Annotated in this window: 16 protein-coding genes and 1 tRNA gene; 6 read left to right on the forward strand and 11 right to left on the reverse strand. The window is 42.9% G+C overall.

Annotated features, from left to right (window positions below):
- Positions 1-85: 85 nt before the first annotated feature.
- The 5 genes from CLIN57ABFB40_RS16820 to CLIN57ABFB40_RS16840 all read right to left on the reverse strand — a co-directional run bounded on the left by CLIN57ABFB40_RS16820 (position 86) and on the right by CLIN57ABFB40_RS16840 (position 6,282).
- The gene (locus tag CLIN57ABFB40_RS16820; protein WP_175631141.1) at positions 86-2,329 is read right to left on the reverse strand and encodes a RelA/SpoT family protein; all 2,244 of its coding nucleotides are present in this window, start codon (positions 2,327-2,329) and stop codon (positions 86-88) included.
- 72 nt (positions 2,330-2,401) lie between these two features.
- The gene (locus CLIN57ABFB40_RS16825) at positions 2,402-3,697 is read right to left on the reverse strand and encodes a lytic transglycosylase domain-containing protein (protein WP_175631142.1); all 1,296 of its coding nucleotides are present in this window, start codon (positions 3,695-3,697) and stop codon (positions 2,402-2,404) included.
- 33 nt (positions 3,698-3,730) lie between these two features.
- Positions 3,731-4,615 (reverse strand): DUF5683 domain-containing protein, encoded by an 885-nt coding sequence (locus tag CLIN57ABFB40_RS16830; RefSeq protein WP_175631143.1) that lies wholly within the window; start codon positions 4,613-4,615, stop codon positions 3,731-3,733.
- A complete protein-coding gene (locus CLIN57ABFB40_RS16835; RefSeq protein WP_175631144.1) occupies positions 4,616-5,506 on the reverse strand; it encodes a ParB/RepB/Spo0J family partition protein in 891 nt (296 codons plus the stop codon). It abuts the gene before it with no gap.
- 11 nt (positions 5,507-5,517) lie between these two features.
- Positions 5,518-6,282 carry a ParA family protein gene (locus CLIN57ABFB40_RS16840; protein WP_175631145.1) on the reverse strand — a complete coding sequence of 255 codons (765 nt, stop codon included), beginning with the start codon at positions 6,280-6,282 and terminating at the stop codon, positions 5,518-5,520.
- Between the two features lie 355 nt (positions 6,283-6,637).
- Between CLIN57ABFB40_RS16840 and surE the strand changes: the two genes are divergently transcribed.
- From surE to CLIN57ABFB40_RS16855, 3 genes are all read left to right on the forward strand, one after another.
- Positions 6,638-7,405, forward strand: a complete 768-nt coding sequence (gene surE / locus CLIN57ABFB40_RS16845) for a 5'/3'-nucleotidase SurE (protein ID WP_175631146.1) — start codon at positions 6,638-6,640, stop codon at positions 7,403-7,405.
- Positions 7,405-8,541 (forward strand): lipid-A-disaccharide synthase, encoded by a 1,137-nt coding sequence (gene lpxB, locus CLIN57ABFB40_RS16850; protein WP_175631147.1) that lies wholly within the window; start codon positions 7,405-7,407, stop codon positions 8,539-8,541. The genes surE and lpxB overlap by 1 nt, the downstream gene beginning before the upstream one ends.
- Positions 8,542-8,633: 92 nt before the next feature.
- Positions 8,634-9,404: a NigD-like protein gene (locus tag CLIN57ABFB40_RS16855; protein ID WP_175631148.1), complete on the forward strand. Its 771-nt coding sequence runs from the start codon at positions 8,634-8,636 to the stop codon at positions 9,402-9,404.
- Between the two features lie 103 nt (positions 9,405-9,507).
- Here the strand turns inward: CLIN57ABFB40_RS16855 and CLIN57ABFB40_RS16860 are convergent, their stop codons facing one another.
- The 3 genes from CLIN57ABFB40_RS16860 to rsfS are packed head-to-tail and all read right to left on the reverse strand — an operon-like array spanning position 9,508 to position 12,889.
- A complete protein-coding gene (locus CLIN57ABFB40_RS16860) occupies positions 9,508-10,356 on the reverse strand; it encodes a phosphatidate cytidylyltransferase (RefSeq protein ID WP_175631149.1) in 849 nt (282 codons plus the stop codon).
- A gap of 34 nt (positions 10,357-10,390) precedes the next feature.
- On the reverse strand, positions 10,391-12,520 hold the full coding sequence (ftsH, locus tag CLIN57ABFB40_RS16865) for an ATP-dependent zinc metalloprotease FtsH (protein WP_175631150.1): 2,130 nt from the start codon (positions 12,518-12,520) through the stop codon (positions 10,391-10,393).
- A gap of 9 nt (positions 12,521-12,529) precedes the next feature.
- Positions 12,530-12,889: a ribosome silencing factor gene (gene rsfS, locus CLIN57ABFB40_RS16870; protein WP_024987356.1), complete on the reverse strand. Its 360-nt coding sequence runs from the start codon at positions 12,887-12,889 to the stop codon at positions 12,530-12,532.
- A gap of 262 nt (positions 12,890-13,151) precedes the next feature.
- On the opposite strand from rsfS, the gene CLIN57ABFB40_RS16875 reads away from it, so the two are divergent.
- Positions 13,152-13,222, forward strand: a tRNA-Gln gene (locus CLIN57ABFB40_RS16875).
- A 233-nt stretch (positions 13,223-13,455) separates the two neighbouring features.
- Here the strand turns inward: CLIN57ABFB40_RS16875 and CLIN57ABFB40_RS16880 are convergent.
- The 3 genes from CLIN57ABFB40_RS16880 to rsmA all read right to left on the reverse strand — a co-directional run bounded on the left by CLIN57ABFB40_RS16880 (position 13,456) and on the right by rsmA (position 17,597).
- Positions 13,456-15,309, reverse strand: a complete 1,854-nt coding sequence (locus tag CLIN57ABFB40_RS16880; protein WP_175631151.1) for a DUF349 domain-containing protein — start codon at positions 15,307-15,309, stop codon at positions 13,456-13,458.
- Positions 15,310-15,394: 85 nt separating this feature from the next.
- A complete protein-coding gene (gene mgtE, locus CLIN57ABFB40_RS16885) occupies positions 15,395-16,735 on the reverse strand; it encodes a magnesium transporter (RefSeq protein WP_175631152.1) in 1,341 nt (446 codons plus the stop codon).
- A 40-nt stretch (positions 16,736-16,775) separates the two neighbouring features.
- Positions 16,776-17,597, reverse strand: coding sequence for a 16S rRNA (adenine(1518)-N(6)/adenine(1519)-N(6))-dimethyltransferase RsmA (rsmA, locus tag CLIN57ABFB40_RS16890; protein ID WP_175631153.1), 822 nt, complete (start codon positions 17,595-17,597; stop codon positions 16,776-16,778).
- 113 nt (positions 17,598-17,710) lie between these two features.
- Here rsmA and CLIN57ABFB40_RS16895 point away from each other — a divergent pair, with 113 nt between their 5' ends.
- Together CLIN57ABFB40_RS16895 and CLIN57ABFB40_RS16900 are read left to right on the forward strand one after the other, a co-directional pair.
- Positions 17,711-18,697 carry a lysylphosphatidylglycerol synthase transmembrane domain-containing protein gene (locus CLIN57ABFB40_RS16895; protein WP_175631154.1) on the forward strand — a complete coding sequence of 329 codons (987 nt, stop codon included), beginning with the start codon at positions 17,711-17,713 and terminating at the stop codon, positions 18,695-18,697.
- Positions 18,698-18,844: 147 nt separating this feature from the next.
- A complete protein-coding gene (locus CLIN57ABFB40_RS16900; protein WP_175631155.1) occupies positions 18,845-20,302 on the forward strand; it encodes an aminoacyl-histidine dipeptidase in 1,458 nt (485 codons plus the stop codon).
- Positions 20,303-21,160: the final 858 nt, after the last annotated feature.

Genomic DNA, 21,160 nt, shown 5'->3' on the forward strand with positions numbered 1-21,160 from the left:
GATTTTTTTAGGCACGTATTACACGGATTTCACGTTTTAAAAGCTTGATTAACTGAAACCGTGTATTCCGTACGTGCCTACTGTTTTACTCTTCTACGCGGCTCACCTGCTTGATATTCTGAATCTTCTTCAAGTTGTTGCAGATTGTTTTCACATCTTCCACATCATGGACCCATAGTTGTATTTTACCTTCAAAGATGCCATCCTCGGTTTCTATGGTTAGTTTGCGGATGTTTACGTTGAGCTGTCTTGAGATGACTTGGGTTACTTCGTTCAGAAGTCCCATACTGTCTATACCTTTTATATATATAGAGACAAGGAAAGAAAGCTCTTTATGTGTATCCCACTCAGTTGCCAATATACGATTTCCATAACTGCTTTTCAGTTTGGCGGCAACGGGGCACTGGCGTTTATGAATAATAATCCGGTCGTTTTCGTCCACATAACCTAACACGTCATCACCTGGAATAGGGTGGCAACATTCTGCCATGATATATTTCTTTTGGAGGCTTTCTTCTGTCAGTTTGAGTATCTGTTTCGGATTGATTTTTTCTTTTTCTTGTGCCTCTTTCTCTTCCTGTTGTTTCTCTTTGCTGTTGCCGAAAGAGAAAGTAAGGTATTTCTTCCAGTTGCTGGTTTGTTTTTCCTTCAGTTCATTCTTGTCCGCTTCTCCCAAGATGATAGCTTTACTGCCGATAGCCGCCAGCAATTCTTCTTCATTCTTGGCGTTGTGCAGTTTGCGTAGCTTTTCGATAACGGTTTCTTCCGGGCGGATTTCTTCTTTCTTCAGAAACTCGCTGAGAATTTCTTCACCGATTTTCTGGTTTGCCTTCCGTTCTTTGCGGAGAATTGCCGCTATCTTGGCACGTGCGCGGGCAGTGGTCGCAAATACTTCCCATTGCGGTTGCACACGTTGGGATTTGGAAGTCAGGATTTCCACTTGGTCGCCACTTTGCAACTTGTGGCTTAAAGGCACTAATTTATGATTCACTTTGGCGCCGATACAATGGCTGCCAATATCCGTGTGCAGAGAAAAAGCGAAGTCGAGTGCCGTTGAGTTCTGCGGCATGGTCTTCAGTTCCCCTTTCGGTGTGAATACAAATATTTCGGAAGCAAATAAGTTCAGCTTGATGGTATCCAGGAAGTCGATGGCATCCGGTTGCGGGTCATCCAATATTTCCTTGATGGTTTTCAGCCATTTCTCCAATTCGCCTTCATCTTCGCTGCCGCCCCCTTCTTTGTATTTCCAATGGGCGGCAAAACCTTGTTCGGCAACATCATTCATTCGTTCACTACGAATCTGGACTTCAATCCACTGACCATTGTTGCCCATCAAAGTGACGTGCAATGCTTGATAGCCATTTGCTTTGGGGTGGCTCACCCAGTCGCGCAAACGGTCGGGATGCGGTTTGTATATCTTGGAGATAGAAACGTAAATGTCGAAACAATCGTTGAGTTCCTCTTCTACATTGCGTGGTTCAAAGATGATTCGGACAGCCAGCAAGTCATAGATTTCTTCGAAAGGAACATGCTTGGTCTGCATCTTGTTCCAGATAGAGTAGATTGATTTAACGCGGGCAAGTATCCGGTATTTCAATCCCATCTTGTCAAGTTGGGTACGGATAGGAGCGGTGAAGTCTCTGAATACTTTGTCGCGTTCGGCGGCAGTGGCGTTCAATTTCTCTTCTATCTCAGCATATTCTTCCGGATGTTCATATTTGAAACTCAAGTTCTCGAGTTCGGTCTTTATCTTGTAAAGTCCCAATCGATTGGCTAATGGGGCATAGATATAAAGAGTTTCGCCTGCAATTTTGTATTGCTTGTTGGGCAACATGGAGCCGAGGGTACGCATATTGTGCAAGCGGTCGGCTATCTTGATAAGGATTACCCGGATATCATTCGACATCGTGAGCAGTAACTTCTTGAAGTTCTCTGCCTGTGCCGAAGCACGGTCGCCAAAGATTCCACCGGATATCTTGGTCAGCCCATCCACAATTTGGGCAATCTTCGGACCAAAGATATTCTCGATATCTTCCACCGTATAATCCGTGTCTTCGACTACGTCATGCAGCAAAGCGGCACAGATAGAAGTGGAACCAAGCCCTATTTCATTGCATACGATACTTGCCACAGCAATCGGGTGCATGATATATGGTTCGCCAGAACGGCGTTTAATGCCTTTATGCGCTTGATTGGCGAAGTTGAAAGCTTTCGTAATGATTTCAACTTTCTTGCGATGTTTAGTACTGAGGTAATCATTCAGTAGTTCGTGGAACGCCTGATTGATCATCTCTTCATCAGCTATTTCTTTGGGGGTCAGATTATCCATAATTGTTATCCTTTCACTTGCTTAGTTTTGCAAAAATAAGCAAATTTCCGAACGATGCAAGCGGGATGCCGCTTATTTGTATATTTTCAATCGTTTTCCTGCTGCAATTTTCGTGCTGGACAGTCCGTTCCACCGCTGTATATCCTTGACACTAACGCCATATCTTCCCGCAATTGATGACAAAGTGTCTCCACTTTTTATTGTATGATAGGATAATTTTCCCTTGCCGGCAACGGCTGTTGCCGCTTTACGCGTTGCAGGTGTAATATCTTTCACTGCCACTGTCTTACGGTTGCGGAACAACTCGTCGGCGCGGTGTGCATAGATGGTATCTTGTTTGTCGATAAAGTTGCTGATTGCTTCGATGGGCAATCGAAGTGTATAAGGTTTGCTAGCTCCCGGAATCATCATCTTCTTATATTGAGGATTCAAACTCTTAACTTGATCTAACGGCACATTGCAAAGATCGGCAATCTGTTCGAAATGCAGGTTCTTGTTGACTTGCACCGTGTCCGTGCTTGCCGGGATGTTTGTTTCCATCGGGCAGATGTTATGGTCGCAATAGTAAGTCATCACGTAGTTGGCTGCGATAAAGGCTGGTACATATCCGCGCGTCTCTTTCGGCAGATAATTATAGATTTTCCAATAATCCGTTTCGCCATTAGCACGCCGGATGGCTTTATTGATAGTGCCGGGACCGCAGTTATAAGCAGCTATCACAAGGTTCCAGTCTCCGTAGATGGCATACATCTCCTTGAGGTAGCGGGCGGCAGCCCACGTTGCTTTTATCGGGTCGCGACGGTCGTCTACCAGGCTGTTGGATTCCAAACCATAGATTTTGCCTGTACCAATCATAAATTGCCATAGACCGGAAGCTCCCGCACGGGATATGGCCGATGGATTCAATGCTGATTCGATGATCGGAAGGTATCTCAGTTCCAGCGGAAGTCCGTATGCGTCCAGTGCTTCTTCGAAAATCGGCATATAGAAGTTGCAGGCACTCAGCATGAACGAAACCTGATTGCGCAAGCGTCCTGCATACATATCGATGAATTTGCGTACAATATCGTTGTAGGGCATTTCCATGACAGCCGGGATACGTGACAAGCGGTCGATGTAAACAGAGTCGCTGAACAGGGGATTGATTTCCGCTGTACTGCAATCTTTGCCTAGGTCGATGTAATTTTTAGCTTTCCAGTCGTTCAGCAGACTGTCGAGAGGGTATGTCATACTTTTAGGCAGGTCGATGCTTTCTTTGCGTTCAGTTCCATTTTCACGAATTACTACATCTACACTTTGCGCTTTTACCTGAGACGTTGCTACCAGTAAAAGGAAAATAATCGAACAATAGTTTACTAATTTCTTCATGCTTCAATAATAAGATCAATCTAAATTGTGTTTTTAAAATCGTAATACGCATTGCAAACCAACCGACTTACTTTTTAAACTACTTGAGCGGAATTGATTGTTATTGTCAATAACGGCCGGTTCCACTTTCATGCTTAAGTCAGGAGTTATATCGAAGTTGGACAACTCTGCATCTACATAAGCGTCGATGATAGAGATAAGGTAAACTCCGATAAATGCAAATATACTAAGATCCCGGTAACGCCGGAACATATCTTTTCTTCGTTTTAATGTATTTTTCAATTGCTCCTCATTGTAAGTAGCGTTGGGGGGCAGCAAATCTTCGTAACTTTTAGTATTCGGATTGCTGTCCATGATGTCCAGATAGGCTTGTGAATAGTCTTTGTACATCTTTCCGTTCCAGCTCAAAGCATAGGCGCAACCTGCGAACCCACCATATATAATAGGTAGCTTCCAGTATTTGCGATTGTAAATCTGTCCGCCACCGGGGAATACGACGGCAAGCCAGGTCGCTTTGGTGGGATTCGGGATAAATATCTTCTTGTTGATATCCTGTGCAGGTGGAACACTGTCTGCCTTGACAACGATAGATGCCGGCTGTTCTATCTTTTTCAGTTCTTTCTTGTTGACCGCATCCAGACTGTCTGCTATCTGTATCTTGGCTGCCGACAAGCTATCAACGGACGGAAGTTCCTTGGAGGGTATGATCCGGATGGAATCTTTCTTGAGCGAATCCTGTGCCGCCGGTTCACGATGCCTTCGTGCACGGGCTTTCGGTGCTTCCCGTTGCATGATAGTTGTGTCTTTTTGCACTGGAGTTACAGTGGATTGTGCATACACATCAATCCCTGCCACCTGGAAAAAACAGAGAAGCAGGGTGATGACGAGTGACTGATATTTCTTACTTTTTCTAGTCATTTATTTCTTTAGCGTGTCGAAGATTTCCATGATACGTTCCAATTCCTCTTCGTTGCTGAAAGGAATGCTGATTTTTCCTTTTCCTTTTTCGGAGCAGGTGAGTTGTACCTTGGTATTGAAAAAGCCTGTGAGTTGTTGCTTCAGCAAGTTGAACTCTTCCGGAAGTTTGGCACGTTTCGGGGTTATTTTCCGCGTACCGCTTTTCACAGCTTCTCCTTCGCTTAATGATTTAACAATTTCTTCTACTTTGCGGACTGAATATCCGTGTTCTTGTATCTCTTCAAATATTTTAACTTGTAGTTTGGGATCGCCCAGTGAAATAAGTGCACGTGCATGTCCCATGTCTAACTGTTTGTTTTGTAAAGCCATCTGTATGGGAGCCGGCAATTTCAGCAGGCGCAGGTAGTTGGCGATTGTTGTCCGGTTTTTGCCGATACGTTCGCTCAGGCGTTCCTGTGTCAGTTCGTACTGGTCGAGCAGGTGCTGGTAGGCAAGTGCGATTTCTACGGCATTCAAGTCTTCGCGCTGGATATTTTCAATCAGCGCCATTTCCATCATGTTTTCGTCGTCGGCTGTACGGATATATGCGGGAATTGTTTTCAGCCCTGCTTTTTGCGAAGCACGATAGCGACGCTCTCCGGCGATGATTTGATATTCGTCGTCCGACACTTTACGTAAAGTAATAGGTTGGATAATTCCGATTTCAGCAATCGAATCAGCCAGTTCCTGCAATGCCGTTTCGTCAAACTCACGGCGGGGCTGGTTGGGATTGACGGCAATCTTCGCCAACTCTATTTCATTAATGGAAGAAGAACCTTCGGTTTTCACATCATCCATTGAGAGCAAGGCGTCAAGTCCGCGTCCTAATGCATTTCTTCTTTGTGTTGCCATATCTTCTTCTTTTATTTATTTCGGTTGATAATCTCTTTAGCAAGAGCCAGGTGATTCTTGGCACCGGTAGAGTCCGCATCGTAAAGGATAGTCGGGATACCGTAGCTGGGAGCCTCGCTCAGTTTGACATTCCGTTGAACAACGGTGTTGAACACCAGTTCTTGAAAGTGTCTTTTCACTTCGTCGTAGATTTGATTCGCCTGACGCAGGCGTGAATCGTACATCGTGAGTAGGAAACCTTCGATTTCCAAGGCTGGATTCAGTTTCGATTTGATGATTTTAATGGTGTTCAGCAACTTGCTGATACCCTCGAGAGCAAAATATTCGGCTTGTACGGGGATAATCACAGAGTCGGCTGCTGTCAGGGCATTGATAGTAATGAGTCCCAATGAAGGCGAACAGTCTATCAGTATATAGTCATATTCTTTCTTCAAAGGTGTGAGCACTTCTTTCAGAATCTTTTCGCGGTTTGGGAGGTTCAACATTTCAATCTCTGCTCCTACAAGATTGATGTGCGAAGAGATTACTTTTAAAGAATCAATTTCAGTGTCGAGGATAGCGTCCTGTACGTTGGCTCTTTCAATAATGCATTCATAGATAGTGCATTCCGACTGCTTAATATCTACTCCCAGGCCGGAAGAGGCATTAGCTTGCGGGTCGGCATCTATCACGAGTACCTTTTTTTCGAGTGTAGCAAGCGAAGCTGCGAGGTTAATCGTAGTCGTTGTCTTTCCTACACCACCTTTTTGATTGGCCAAAGCAATAATTTTTCCCATATTCTCTAAATTTATTGGCAGCGAAATAAGTGATAAATCCTTAGAGCGCCTACGAAAAAAGAGAAACTTTGCAATTTCTGTTGATAAGTCACCTGTTTTGTTAATAACTGTCGGACGAAACAGCTACAAAAAACTGCCAGGTTCTTCATCTACTATTCTCTTTCTGAGCTTGCAAATATACATATTTATATTGGATATTTATTTCTTTTTTTGCTCGCTTGCAGAAGATTAAGATTTGTAAACGGGTAAGGGCAGGGTAGGGGAGTTACTTTTTCATCTGGAGGAAAGTGGGTTTGGCGGTACGGCTTCTTTTTGTTACTTTTGTGCGAATATTAAAAAGGAAAGGATTGAATATATGGAAAATGAAAAGCCGTTGATTCTTGTTTCGAATGATGATGGCGTGATGGCTAAGGGTATCAATGAATTAGTGAAGTTCCTTCGTCCGCTGGGAGAAATCGTTGTAATGGCACCCGATTCACCGCGTTCGGGCAGTGGTTGTGCGCTGACGGTGACTCAGCCTGTTCATTATCAACAGGTCAGGAAGGAGGTTGGACTGACTGTATATAAATGTTCGGGAACACCTACCGATTGTATTAAGTTGGCACGCAACACGGTACTCGACCGGACACCGGATTTGGTGATTGGCGGTATTAACCACGGGGATAATTCGGCTACGAATGTACATTATTCCGGCACGATGGGAGTGGTGATTGAAGGTTGTGTGAATGGAATCCCTTCTATTGGCTTCTCTTTGTGTAACCACGAACCGGATGCCGATTTTGACGCTGCCGGTCCTTATATCCGTAATATCGCCGCAATGGTATTGGAAAAAGGGCTTCCTCCTTTGACTTGTCTAAATGTGAACTTCCCGAATACTGCCGATATTAAAGGAGTGAAAGTCTGCGAGCAGGCAAAGGGGTGCTGGACTAACGAATGGGTTGCTTGTCCCCGTCCGACCGATCCGAATTATTTTTGGCTGACTGGTGAATTTACTGACCACGAATCCGAAAATGAGAAAAACGACCATTGGGCATTGGCTAACGGATATGTAGCTATCACTCCGACTATCGTTGATGTGACAGCTTATGATTTTATCGATGAACTTAATAAGTGGTTTAATTAATGAAGTATTATCTGATTGTCGGCGAAGCATCCGGCGATTTGCACGCTTCCCATCTGATGGCTGCCTTGAAGGAGGAAGACCCGCAAGCTGATTTCCGGTTTTTCGGGGGCGACCTGATGGCTGCTGTTGGTGGAACGATGGTGAAGCATTATAAGGAATTGGCTTATATGGGGTTTATTCCTGTGTTGCTCCATTTGCGTACTATTTTTGCAAATATGAAGCGTTGCAAGGAGGATATTGTTTCCTGGAATCCCGATGTGGTCATCTTGGTAGACTATCCGGGATTCAATCTCGATATTGCCAAGTTTGTGCACAGCAAGACTCAGATTCCGGTTTACTATTATATTTCTCCGAAAATATGGGCTTGGAAAGAGTATCGTATCAAGAATATAAAGCGTGATGTGGATGAGCTTTTCTCTATTCTCCCTTTTGAAGTGGAATTTTTCGAAGGGAAGCACCAATATCCTATTCATTATGTCGGAAATCCGACTGTCGATGAGGTAACTGCCTATCAGGAAGCGCATCCCAAAAACTTGGCAGCGTTTATTGCGGAGAACCAATTGGAGAATAAGCCGATAATCGCTCTTTTGGCAGGAAGTCGTAAGCAGGAAATAAAGGATAATCTACCGGATATGTTGAAAGCAGTTTCCGTTTTTCCTGACTATCAGCTTGTCTTGGCGGGTGCTCCTTCCATTGCTCCCGAATACTATAAGCAATTCATAGGTGATGCGAATGTGAAAATCATTTTCGAACAGACGTATCGTCTTTTGCAACATGCGGATGCCGCTTTGGTTACTTCGGGGACGGCTACTCTTGAGACGGCTTTGTTCCGTGTTCCCCAAGTCGTTTGTTATCACACTCCGGTCGGAAAGTTTGTTTCGTTTTTACGTCGTCATATCCTGACAGTGAGATTTATTTCATTAGTCAATCTGATTGCCGATCGCGAAGTCGTGAAAGAGTTGGTGGCTGATACAATGACTGTGAGGAATATGCAGCAGGAATTGAAGAATATACTTGAAAATGAGAAGTATAGAAACCGAATGCTTAAAGAATATGAGTATATGGCGGAACGATTGGGACCTGCCGGTGCTCCCCGTCACGCAGCACGTGAAATGCTGGACTTGTTGAAAAAATAACTTTCTTTTTCTGAATAAACGTAAAGCCGATGCAGTAAATGCACGGCTTTTTTATTTATAGTACAGAAGATTAAAAAAAGAAAGGAACCAATATGAAAAAATTTAAGTGGATTTTAGGTGTTTTAGTGTTGGCATTAGTGCCGATGTTGCAATCATGTGATGATGACGACGGTTATTCTATCGGAGACTTTAGTTGGGATTGGGCAACTGTTCATACAACTGGTGGCGGAGGGTATTATTTGGAAGGTGACCGTTGGGGAACGATTGATCCGGTTAGTACTTCTATTCCTTGGTATAAACCTGTAGATGGCGAACGTGTAGTGGCATTCTTCAATCCTTTGTATGATGTGGAAAATGGTGTTCAGGTGAAGATGGAAGGGATACGAGATGTGCTGACAAAAGAAGTGGAAGAGATGAAAAACGAAGAACAGTCCGAGGAATTTGGAAACGACCCTATCGTGATTTATGAGGGTGATATGTGGCTGGGAGGAAAATTTCTGAATGTCATCTTCCGTCAGGATATACCTCGTTCGGAAAAACATCGTATCAGTCTTGTGCAAAATCTGATAGGTGTAGAAGAACCGACACCTCTCGAAATAGCTGAAGACGGTTATGTGCACTTGGAACTGCGTTATAATACGTATGATGATAAGACCGGCTATTGGGGATGGGGACGAGTTTCTTATAATCTGGAGAAATTTTTTCCTACACCAAAAGATTCTTGGGTAGCACCAAAAGGTTTTAAGGTTACAATAAACTCAAAAGAAAATGGAGAAGGAAGAGTTATTGTACTTGACTTAGATCATCCGGTTGGTGTACCGGAAAATGCTAAGGACGTACATTCTACTTCTTCAATCCGATAACCTCTAACTATGATTTGCTGTGTGTGAAAAAGGTCGGGATACTAAAAGAAGTTCCCGACCTTTATTATTTTATTATAATTATATTCCTCTAAGAAAGAATGGTTTAAAATCCTGTCAAGGCATACAAATAAACTACTGCTGCCGGAATAGCCATTAGGGCGCTGTCAAACCGGTCGAGCATTCCGCCATGTCCTGGAAGGATGTTTCCCGAGTCTTTAACATGTAGCTGGCGTTTGAATAGTGATTCCGTCAAGTCGCCCCATGTGCCGAATATAACGACTACTAATGCCAGTCCGGCCCATTCCAACATGGACATGAATGGGAAGTAATGGGCAAGTATAAAAGATACCCCGATAGCTACTATTCCGCCACCAATAGAACCTTCCCAGGATTTCTTCGGTGAAATACGTTCAAATAACCGGTGTTTGCCGATAAGTGAACCGATGCAATATGCGCCGGTGTCATTCATCCAAAGGAATATAAAAATGGATAGCGGCAAAATCGGGTTGTAACTCACGCTACTGTATTCCGGGTTGTTATGAAATGCCAGTATGTTCAGCATAGCGAAAGGCAGACCGATATAAAGTTGGCTGAGCATTGAATAAGCCCAATTGAGTACCGGATTCTCTTTCTTGAGGTATAATTCACTAATCATCATATAGAGTAGCAGAAGTACATATGGAATAAAGATAGTTGAACCTTTCTGGCTTGCGTTGGTGCAGAATCCCATTATTGCAAGGAATAAATAGGCTCCTCCCAACATTGCAATGGTCTTGTTTATCTTAGCTCCTTCCACTCGCATATTCACTAACTGTCCGAACTCATAAATGGTCAGCGCACTGATGATAGTGAACAGAATACCAAAACTTAATGGATTATAAAGGATGCACCCCACCAAGATGGCAACAAAAAGTACACCTGTAATAGCTCGTTTTATAAAATTGTTAATCAAAATCAGTGTGTTTTAATTAGTTGGATTTGGTAGCTTATTTTTCCTTGTTAGTTTCAGTTTCCGTAGTTGTATTTCTTTCTACGGTCACTTTTGTTCCTTCTGCGGTAACTTTCGTTTCCATAGAAGCTTTTTCTTCTTCGGTATTTTTAGCTTCCTCTTCTTTAATCTCTTTTTCTTCTTTTTTCAACTTTTCAGCAAGCTGCTTTTCTGCATTTGCTGCATCCTGGCTTTTTTTTGCTGCCATGATTTCTTCCGAACGGGAAGCCCAGGGACGTTTGCCGAAGATACGCTCAACATCTTCCGCAAAGATTACCTCTTTGTCAATCAATAGTTGCGTCAGTTGGTTATGCCCTTCTCGATGTTCGGATAAAATCTGTTTGGCACGTTCATATTGCTCGTTTACCATCTTTTTAACTTCTTCATCAATGAGTTCGGCAGTCTTTTCGCTGTATGGACGGTTGAAAGAATATTCTTCATTGTTATAATAGCACAGGTTAGGCAATTTGTCACTCATTCCTAGATAAGCAATCATGCCGTATGCTTGTTTGGTAACTCTCTCTAGGTCATTCATGGCCCCTGTTGAGATACGTCCCATGAATAAATCTTCAGCCGCACGTCCACCGAGAGTTGCGCACATCTCATCAAGCATCTGCTCTTTAGTAGTAATCTGGCGTTCTTCCGGCAGATACCAGGCAGCGCCCAGCGCACGTCCACGAGGAACGATTGTTACTTTAATCAACGGATTGGCGTATTCCAATAGCCATGAGATGGAAGCGTGACCTGCCTCATGTAAAGCGATAGAGCGTCTTTCGGCTTCGGTTGTTATTTTGGTTTTCTTTTCCAAACCACCGATAATACGGTCTACGGCATCCAAAAAGTCCTGTTTGCCTACGAACTTCTTTCCGTGACGGGCGGCAATCAATGCCGCTTCATTGCAGACATTGGCAATATCCGCACCGGAGAATCCCGGAGTCTGACGTGCCAGTAAATCTACGTCTACTGTGTCGTCTATTTTAATCGGGCGCAAATGTACGCCGAATACTTCTTTACGTTCGTTTAGGTCGGGCAGGTCTACATGTATCTGACGGTCAAAACGTCCGGCACGGAGAAGTGCCTTGTCCAATACGTCTACTCGGTTGGTAGCGGCAAGGATGATAACACCGCTATTAGAACCGAAACCGTCCATCTCTGTCAGCAATTGGTTAAGGGTGTTTTCGCGTTCGTCATTTCCACCCATTGCAGGGTTTTTGCCACGTGCACGCCCTACAGCGTCAATTTCATCAATAAAGACGATACAAGGAGCTTTTTCCTTTGCTTGCTTGAATAAATCACGGACACGGGATGCGCCTACACCCACAAACATTTCCACGAAATCGGAACCTGCCAATGAGAAGAAAGGTACATTCGCTTCGCCGGCAACAGCCTTGGCAAGCAAAGTTTTACCGGTTCCCGGAGGACCTACTAGTAATGCCCCTTTGGGAATTTTACCACCCAAATCTGTATATTTCTGAGGTTCTTTCAGGAACTCTACAATTTCTTCCACTTCTTGTTTGGCTTCTGCCAGACCTGCTACATCTTTGAATGTAACTTTGATAGAGCCGCCTTTTTCAAAAAGCTGGGCTTTTGATTTTCCTACGTTGAATACACCGCCGGGACCACCGCTACCACCGCCGCTCATGCGCCGCATGAAGAATATCCATAAAGCAACCAGCAGAACAAGCGGAAGTATCTGAATCAGGATAGCAGGGAATATATCCGATTTAGGGGGATAATCCGATGTGCCGTCGAAATGACCAGCTTCTTTTTCAGTCTGTAGAAACTCTTCCAGTTTATCAGTAGATGGGGTTCTACTTGTGATGATAGGGTTACGTCCTACCTTTGTAGAGTCCGCACCAAATACGGCACCTACTGCAGTTGGTTTCAGATATGCCTCGATAGACTTGTCTTCATAACCCAATACTTTGCTGATATACCCATTTTTAACGTAATTCTGAAACTCGCTGTAAGTGACAGCTTTGCTTCCAGCACCCTTTGAATCACTGCCCCACCAGAGGCCGAGAAGCATCAGGGCAATAATCATATACATCCAGTTCAGATTGAACTTCGGCAAATTAACCTTATTGTTAGGTTTATTGCTGCTGTTATTATTGCTATTATTGTCCATAATCGTAAATTAGTCTAAATCGGGGATTTGAGTAAGTTTAGCATCTGCCCAAAGATGCTCAAGGTTGTAAAAATCTCTTGTTTCCGGCAAAAAAACATGCACTAATACATCAGAATAGTCCATAGCTACCCATTCCGCATTCCGAAGTCCGTCAATGGCAAAAGGTTTGCTGTCAGCGCCTTTGCGTGTAAATTCTCTGATTGAATCTACAATGGCACTTACTTGGCTGGGAGAGTTTCCCTGACAGATAACGAAATATTTACAGATGGTATCTTCTATACTGGTTAAATCGGCAATAATTATGTTTTTACCTTTTTTCTCTTGAATTCCTTCTTTTATTTTTTCAATTAATACTTTAGTATTGTTCATTCTTACAATTGAAATTAATAATTCATGTTCTTTTAGTTTATAACAAAAAAAGACAGTCCTTTGTTTCTAGTTATAAACGTGATATTTTTGACAAATATACGCTGATTTATTGGATACAAGAAAGTTATACCCCAATTTTTGTGTTTTTTAGTGGAGATACTTGCCAATAAAAAGCTAATTTTAGGATTTTAGCAAAAAAAACAGCAGAAATGTTTTGATTTCCCAAATTATTTGTATCTTTGCACCCGCAAACGAAAAGCATTGGGCTATGGTGTAATGGTAACACTACAGATTCTGGTCCTGTCATTCCTGGTTCGAATCCAGGTAGCCCAACAAAATACCAGCTTTTTAATGACAAAACCCGCTAAAATTGCATTTTTAGCGGGTTTTTTGTGCTTTGACAAATACCATCCGAAAAAAGTTTGACGCTAATTCGGTGACTAATTCGGTGGCACGAATGCTCTTTTTTTGATATTCTGTAACGTGTAGATAACAAAAAACAGGTTTTATCACCTATAGGCGTGATAAAACCTGTTTTTTATATTTCTAAATCAAGCAGGGAAAGGTTACTCTTCTGTCTTTATTGACTCATCAATCACCTTGATTTTCTGTAATACCAGCTCCAAATCCGCTTTCAATTTATCTACTTTGCGGTTTAGTTCGGTCAGCAAGCTGCTGCCCTTTTTGGAAGTAGAAGTAAGGAAGCCCAGATTGTTTTCGTAAGTCTGGAGTTCGTTCTTCATATTCTCATAAGTACGCATCAGTTTCTCGCGTTCTCTGTACAGGGATTGAGAGCCGCCGCCTTGTATGTTGCTGATATTCGAGCGGAAGTTACTCAATTTCTTGTTAGAAGCACTGATGTTGAAACGGTCAAACAATTGGTCGATGATACCATGATATTGTTTGTATAATCTGTCTTTCTCTTTGAATGGTACATGGCCGATGGCATTCCACTCTTTCATCAAATCGCGTACGAGTGTATTGGCTTCTTCGGTATCCATGTTTTCGTCAATGGCAGACAACTTTTCAATTAACGCTTTCTTTTTCTCCATATTCTCTATTTCGACAGAGCGTTGGGAAGAAGTAGCTTTGTTCTTTTGTTCAAAGAAATAATCACAGGCTGAGATAAAACGTTTCCAGACAGCATCCGAATGTTTCTTGGATACCGGACCGATTGTTTTCCATTCTTTTTGGAGTTTGGTCAACGCGTCAGCGGTTGTTTTCCAGTCCGTGCTGTCTTTCAACGCTTCCGCTTTTTCGCAGAGCGCTTTTTTCTTTTCCAGATTCTCGTTCATTCCTTCTTTCAGGCTCTTGAAGAATTCTCCTTTTTTCTTGAAGAAATCGTCGCAGGCATGACGGAAACGTTCGAAAATCTTCACGTTCATTTTTTGGGGAGCAAAACCGATGGTTTTCCATTTGTTCTGCAGGGCAATGACTTCCTGGGTCTTGTTTTCCCAAGCTGAGAATGTTTTCAGCTCATTGTATTCTATTGCTTCTACGATTTCGCAGATAACCGTTTTCTGATCCAGGTTATGCTGCTCCGTTTCTTTCAGAGCCTCGAAGTGCTGCTGATGGCGACGGTTGACAGCGGTAGACGCAGCTTTGAAGCGGTTCCAAATCTCATCACGCAATTCTTTTGTCACCGGACCCGTATCACGAAATTCCTGGTGCAACTTCTGGAGTTGGTGGAAAGCTGAAACCACATCTTCCTCGTCAGCCAACTTTTCAGCAGCTTCGCAGAGATGCATCTTTATTTCCAAGTTCTTCTTGAAGTCATATTCGCGGAATTCGTTGTTCAGTTTCAGTAAATCGTAGAACTTCTCTACATATAATTGGTAGTTCTTCCAAAGTTCATTCACTTTGCCTTGCGGCACCAACTTTGTTTCATTCCATTGTTGTTGCAACTTCTTGAATTCCGTATAGGATTTATTGGCGTCATCGCCGGATTCCACCAATTCCTTCAGTTCCTCTATAATGGAAAGTTTAACTTGCAGGTTTTCTTCTTTCTGCCGCTCTTGCTCGGCAACCAGTTTGCTCCTTCTGTCTTTAATGACTCCCATCAGACGCTTGAACTCTTCTTCTATCGGATCTTCTTGGGCAACAAAGTCTTCAACGGCGCCACCATTGTCTGTAAACTGCTTCTTGGCAACTTCCAGCTCAGTATTATGTAACTTGTAGAATGATTGTTTCAGGTTGTCAATTTCCTGCTTGTTTGCATTCTCGGCATCCTGCGCAAGCTCTTTCAATCGGTTTAGTACATCTTCCTTAGTGGCAGGTTTAAGAGCTGCTTCAGGTTGAACTTCGGCAGTAACTTCTTCAGTTGGAGTCTCTGTAATAGGTTCAGAAACCTCGACTGTTTTCTTTTCTTCTTCTAATTCCCCTTGGTTCAAGGGTTGATTAGTGTCATGGGCGTCCATCATTGTATATTAGTTTTGGGTCACAAATTAATGAAATAAAACGATTACTTCATACTATTTTGCTTATTTTTTTTTGTTTACTTCATTTTTATGATAATAAAACCGTAATTCCCATGTACAACATCATGCCGATGATGTCATTTGTAATGGCTATAAACGGACCTGTCGCTATGGCGGGATCGATTTTAAGTTTTTCAAGAGTCATCGGCACCAGTGTTCCGAAAATGGAAGCGAACATCACCACGGCAAACAAGCTGATAGATACGGAATAAGTAACCGTAGCCGTTGCTCCGAACCGGATAAAATTGTAGGTATATACCAATAGCGAAATAATAGTAGCATTGATTAAGGCCACTACCGCTTCCTTCGTGATTTGTTTGAATGTATCTTTAGCGTCCAGCGAACTGTTTGCGAGTCCTTGCACGATGATAGCCGAAGACTGTGTTCCGACATTCCCACCTGTACCACCGATTAGCGGGATATACAACGCCATTTCTGGATGAGCGGCGAACGTAGAGTCGAAATTGCCTAATATCATGGAATTTCCGATTCCGCCAATCATGCCGATAAGCAGCCATGGAAGGCGAGCCGTTGTTTGTTTGAGCACGTTGTCGTCCGTTTCTACGTCCTGCGAAAGACCGGAAGCCAACTGGTAGTCACGTTCCGATTGTTCACGGACTTCGTCCATGACGTCATCGACCGTAATCTGTCCGACGAGCCGGCCGATACTGTCGACAACGGGGATAGCCACCAAGTCATACTTTTCAATTGCCTGTACCACTTCGTCGATAGGCGTATCCACATGTACCGAAATCGGGTCTTTCTGCATCACGTGTTTCACTTTTGATACAGAAGGGGAGGTTATCATTTTCTTGAGCGGGAAAATACCTCGCAGGCGTTCGTCGTCGTCGATGACATATACATAATAGATTTCGTCCAGCTCTTCCGCCTGCTGGCGCATCTCTTTCAGACATTCGGGCATACTCCAATTCTCATTGACAAGCACCATTTCCGTACCCATCAAACCACCGGCGGTATTTTCATCGTACTTCAACAAGTCTACAATGTCACCTGCCTGTTCGATGTCCTCAATATGCGAAAGAACCTCTTCCTGTTTGTCCTCGTCAAGTTCACGCATCAGGTCTACGGCATCGTCCGTATCCATATAGTCGACGAAACGTTTGGCGATAGTTTCCGAAGGAAGCATTTCGAGAAACTCTTTACGGGCATCCTCATCCATTTCGACCAGTACGTCGGCGGCTACCTCGTTATCGAGCAGTCGGTAGACTAACTTGGCTTCTTCCGGGTTCAGGTCATTGCATAATTCAGCGATGTCGGCCGGATGAAGGTCGATGAGAAGTTCTTTTACCTTATCGGCATCTTTCTGTTCGATAAGATGTTTTACGTTGTCAATGTATTCCTCGTTCATTGTTGTCTATTACAAATTACGAATTACAAATTCCCGTTCTCTACTCATTTTGGTTTGTCAACAATTCGTTGCTGCCGACCGTCTTCAATGCTTGTTCCACTTTGTTGGTCAAGTCGATAAATTCCTCTACGGATAGTTGTTCCGGGCGTTTATTAAATAATATGTCCTCTGTCAGCGGGCAATCCTTGCCTAAAATCGGTTTGATAGAGTTGCGTAGTGTCTTGCGGCGTTGGTTGAAAGTAGTTTTTACTACCTGCTTGAACAGCTTGGGGTCACATCCCAACTCCTTAGTCTCGTTGCGTGTCATGCGGATAACGGCGCTTTTTACTTTTGGGGGCGGGTTGAATACATGTTCGCTTACAGTGAACAGATATTCCACTTTATACCACGCTTGTATCAGTACGCTGAGAATACCGTATGTCTTGCTGCCCGGTCCGGCAGCGATACGTTCCGCCACTTCCTTCTGAATCATTCCCGTGCAACAAGGTATAATATCCTTATTGTCCAGCATCTTGAAAAAAATCTGGCTGGAAATATTATACGGGTAATTACCGGTCAGAACGAAAGGTTTGCCGTCGAACAACCGGTTGAGATTCATCTTCAAAAAATCATCTTCAATGATATGGTCTTCCAGTGACGGATAGGCTTCGCGGAGATAGGCAACCGATTCATAGTCAACTTCTACGACTTTTACCAACCGATCTTTTTTTACCAGAAACTGAGTCAGTACTCCCATGCCCGGTCCTACTTCGAGAACGGGCAATTCGGGGAAAGTGTCGACTGTATCGGCAATATCCTGCGCAACTTTCAAATCTTTCAGAAAGTGCTGTCCGAGAAACTTTTTAGGCTTTACTAATTTCATTTACCAACTAAATAATTACTTTTGCAGCCGACAAAGGTAATTCTTTTAAATGAAGAACCTGCCACTATTTAGAAAATAAATGATGTGTCGGCGAAGCTAATGAAGAATAAAGGATGAAGAAACTGTTAAAAAAGACGCTGCAACTTATATTACCGATTGTTTTGGGCGGCTTTATTTTGTTTTGGGTATATCGTGGCTTTGATTTTACAAAGGTGGGCGATGTATTGCTACATGGCACAAACTGGTGGTGGATGCTTTTTTCACTGTTGTTCGGAGTTCTTGCCCAAGTGTTTCGTGGCTGGCGGTGGCGGCAGACGTTGGAGCCACTGGACGCTTTTCCGGAGAGAAGCGATTGCGTGAATGCCGTTTTTGTCTCTTATGCTGCCAGTCTGGTCATTCCCAGAATAGGCGAAGTGAGTCGTTGCGGTATATTAGCCAAATATGATAATGTATCATTCGCCAAATCACTGGGTACGGTAGTTACCGAGCGGCTGGTCGATTCACTGACAATCCTTCTGATAACAGGGATTACCGTGTTACTGCAAATGCCGGTGTTTGTCACTTTCCTTCAACAGACAGGGACGAAGATACCTTCCATGCTGCATCTGCTGACATCTGTCTGGTTCTATATTGTCCTGTTTTGTTTCATCGGAGTAGTGATACTTCTTTATTATTTAAGGAAGACGTTGTTTTTTTATGAAAGAGTGAAAGGATTTGTCCTCAATATATGGGAGGGAATCATGTCATTGAAAAGCGTGCGCAATATCCCCCTCTTCATATTCTATACATTAGCCATTTGGACGTGTTACTTTTTTCATTTCTATTTTACGTTTTACTGCTTTGCTTTTACTGCCCATTTGGGTATGATGGCAGCTTTAGTCATGTTTGTAGGCGGTACGTTTGCCGTGATTGTGCCTACTCCTAATGGAGCGGGGCCGTGGCATTTCGCTGTTATTTCTATGATGATGCTTTATGGAGTAAATGTGACAGATGCTGGAGTATTTGCCCTTATTGTGCATGGCATTCAAACTTTTCTGGTTGTTTTGTTGGGTGTCTATGGTTTGGCAGTTCTGCCGTTTACTAATAGACATCGGAAATGATGTTTTTTCAAAAGAAAATCCTTGGATGATATGCGAATGTTGTCTTTGAAATGAATGTTTTTGTTAACGTCCTTTGCTATCTGAAAACTTTTCCATAACTTGCCACTGTTTAATTATTAGATTTAAAACAGTGTTAAAATATTTGTTATGAGTACAATTCTTTCTCTAGCTCCACAGAATGTGTGGAAGCATTTTTATTCGTTGACTCAGATTCCTCGTCCGTCAGGGCATATGGAAAAAGTGACTGACTTTCTAATTAATTTTGGAAAGGGCTTGGGCTTGGAGTCTTTTGTCGACGAAGCAGGTAATGTTATTATCCGCAAGCCTGCGGTTCCGGGTATGGAAAACCGGAAGGGCGTTATTCTTCAGGCGCATATGGATATGGTTCCTCAAAAGAACAACGATACAGTGCACGATTTTGAAAAAGACCCGATTGAAACATATATAGACGGTGACTGGGTAAAAGCGAAAGGTACTACCTTGGGGGCTGACAACGGTCTTGGTGTAGCTGCCATCATGGCTGTGCTCGAAGCCAAAGACTTGAAACACGGTCCTTTGGAAGCCCTTATTACTAAAGACGAGGAAACCGGAATGTACGGTGCATTCGGTTTGAAACCGGGTACGTTGAATGGGGAGATTCTTTTGAATCTTGATTCTGAGGATGAAGGCGAATTGTATATCGGTTGTGCCGGTGGTATGGATGTTACTGCTACTTTGGAATATAAGGAAGTGGCTCCGGAAGAAGGAGATATCGCAGTTAAAGTTACGCTGAAAGGTTTGCGTGGCGGACACTCCGGTTTGGAAATCAACGAAGGACGTGCCAATGCCAATAAATTGCTGGTTCGCTTTATCCGTGAAGCTGTTGCAAGTTACGAAGCTCGTTTGGCTGGTTGGGAAGGTGGCAATATGCGGAATGCCATTCCGCGTGAAGCGCATGCAGTCGTAACCATCCCTGCCGAGAATGAAGAAGAACTGCTGGGTTTGGTGAAATATTGCGAAGACTTGTTCAATGAAGAGTATTCGGCTATCGAAACTCCGATTAGTTTCACGGCAGAACGTGTGGAACTTCCGGCAGGTCAAGTGCCCGAAGAGATTCAGGATAACTTGATTGATGCGATTTTTGCTTGTCAGAATGGTGTGACACGTATGATTCCGACTGTACCTGATACGGTGGAAACCTCTTCCAATCTTGCCATTATTACGATTGGCGAAGGTAAGGCGGCTATTAAGATTTTAGCTCGTAGCTCCAGTGATAGCATGAAGGAATATCTCACTACCAGTCTTGAGTCTTGTTTCTCTATGGCAGGAATGAAGGTAGAGATGACAGGTGGCTATTCCGGTTGGCAGCCCGATGTGAATTCACCGATTCTGCATGCGATGAAAACATCTTATAAACAGCAGTTTGGCGTAGAACCTGCAGTGAAAGTTATTCATGCAGGTCTGGAATGTGGTATCATCGGTGCTATTATTCCGGGATTGGATATGATTTCCTTCGGTCCTACATTGCGTTCACCGCACTCACCGGACGAAAGAGCGCTGATTCCTACCGTACAGAAGTTTTATGACTTCCTTGTGGCTACTTTGGAACAAACCCCAATAAAATAATTCTTTCCTATTATATAATAGGTATCCTATGGAAAAGGCACGGATGACATTTCTTCCGTGCCTTTTTGTCTTATTTGTTGCCGGGATTGTTGTAAATTTCTTCTTTAATAATTAAATTAATTGATGCAAATCAATTAATATGCTATAAAACATAAAATATCTCGTTTTTATGTGCGATGTATAAACAAAGGCTGTATTTTTGTGTTGTATAACATGTAAATAGGAGGATAACAAAATGAAAAGTTTAAAAAGATTGTTTAGAAAGTTCGGTGAAGCCGATGTACATGTTTGGGGATATTCAACGATTAATATAAGCCCCAAAGAAAAGTTTTAGTTTTCAGGAATTAGTAATTTAAAGATTTAAAGATTATGGCAAAGAAAATGAGTTCTTTAGTAAGAAAAATCCTCAGTGAAGTAGGTCGTAACGAAATGCTTGCATGGGGGTACAGAATTGAAAAATGAGAAAAAGTACATTAACTAAGTTTATAGTGGGGATACGTTATTGAAAACGCTATCCCCACTTTTTTTATGTCTAGGCGTAATACATTATATGTTAAGTCTTAATTTCCCGTTCCCAGGTTCGTAATTCCCGTTCCCAGACAGGTCATTGTCGTTTCCCTATATGGAAATTCGAGTTTCTCTACGTGGACACTGTCGTTTCCATAGCTGGAGACCGGAGTTTCTATATATGGAAACGGAACCGGATATGCAGAGAACTGTTGATAGCAGATGTGATATAAACGAAATGTTGCAGGTGGCAGATAAAAACGAAAAAATAAATTTGTGGAGAGGGGAATTATTGGGTAATTACTGTTGTCATAACAACCGTTATTATTGTACAAATCTATTATATTTATT

The organism is Bacteroides acidifaciens (genome assembly GCF_903181435.1).
Classification (GTDB): Bacteria; Bacteroidota; Bacteroidia; order Bacteroidales; family Bacteroidaceae; genus Bacteroides.